Origin of the sequence: Pyramidobacter piscolens W5455 (genome assembly GCF_000177335.1) — a bacterium.
Taxonomy (GTDB): domain Bacteria; phylum Synergistota; class Synergistia; order Synergistales; family Dethiosulfovibrionaceae; genus Pyramidobacter; species Pyramidobacter piscolens.
In genome coordinates this window covers 1-819 of record NZ_ADFP01000042.1, presented here as the reverse complement: position 1 = coordinate 819, position 819 = coordinate 1, and the positions used below count along the sequence as shown (strand labels likewise).

The following is an 819-nucleotide window of genomic DNA, read 5'->3' as shown; positions in this document are numbered from 1 at the left end:
CAAAAAATCCCGGCGAACGACGCCGGCGAAAAAAACGTCCCGTTTCGGCGGCGGGGCCGGGACGGAACGAACTATTGCCTTTCTTGCATACAAAACAAACCGTTGCCATGGGTTCACTCAAGCAGATATGTTCCACGTGGAACATATCGATCGACCGCCGCGGCTCGGCGCGGATTTCGGGGAACTCCCTTTTCCGGCGCCGCTTCCGGCGTTGGAAAAGTTTTTTCCGCCGCAGTACAATAAGAGCGAGATCCAGCCCATACGAGGAGGTTTTCGCCATGAAAAAGATTCCCGACGTCCGTCCCGTCGCCGCCGCCGGCGACGAGTCGCTCGACCTGATCCGCCTGCCGCTGGACGGCCGCCCCGGCTTCGAGGAGTTCCTCGGCGCCTGGCTGTTGCGCGCTCCCGGCGAAACCACGCTGGTCGACTGCGGCGTGGCCGGTTCCTACGCGCATTTGAAAAAAGCTCTGGACGAACTCGGGGCCGCGCCCAATCTGCTGCTGCTCACCCACATCCACCTCGACCACTGCGGCGCGGCCGGCTGTCTGTGCCGCGATTATCCGGGGCTGAAAGTGTTTTGCTGCGAGCGCGCCGCCCCGCACCTGATTTCGCCCGAAAAGCTCTGGCAGGCCACCGCCGCCACGCTCGGCGAAGCCATGGCCGCCGCCTACCGGCCGCCGCTGCCCGTGCCCGCTTCCGCTCTCGTCGCACGCAGCCGGCTGTCCTCCGCATGGCGCGTCGTCGATACCCCCGGGCACGCCTCTCACCACGTCTCGTTCCTGTGCCGTTTCGCGGGGCGGCGCCTCTGCTTCGGCGGCG

1 protein-coding gene is annotated in these 819 nt (G+C 65.6%); it reads left to right on the top strand.

The window, feature by feature from the left end; translation table 11 throughout:
• Positions 1-278: 278 nt before the first annotated feature.
• The coding region (locus HMPREF7215_RS02950) for an MBL fold metallo-hydrolase (protein WP_198004541.1) at positions 279-819 on the top strand (541 nt) is incomplete at its 3' end.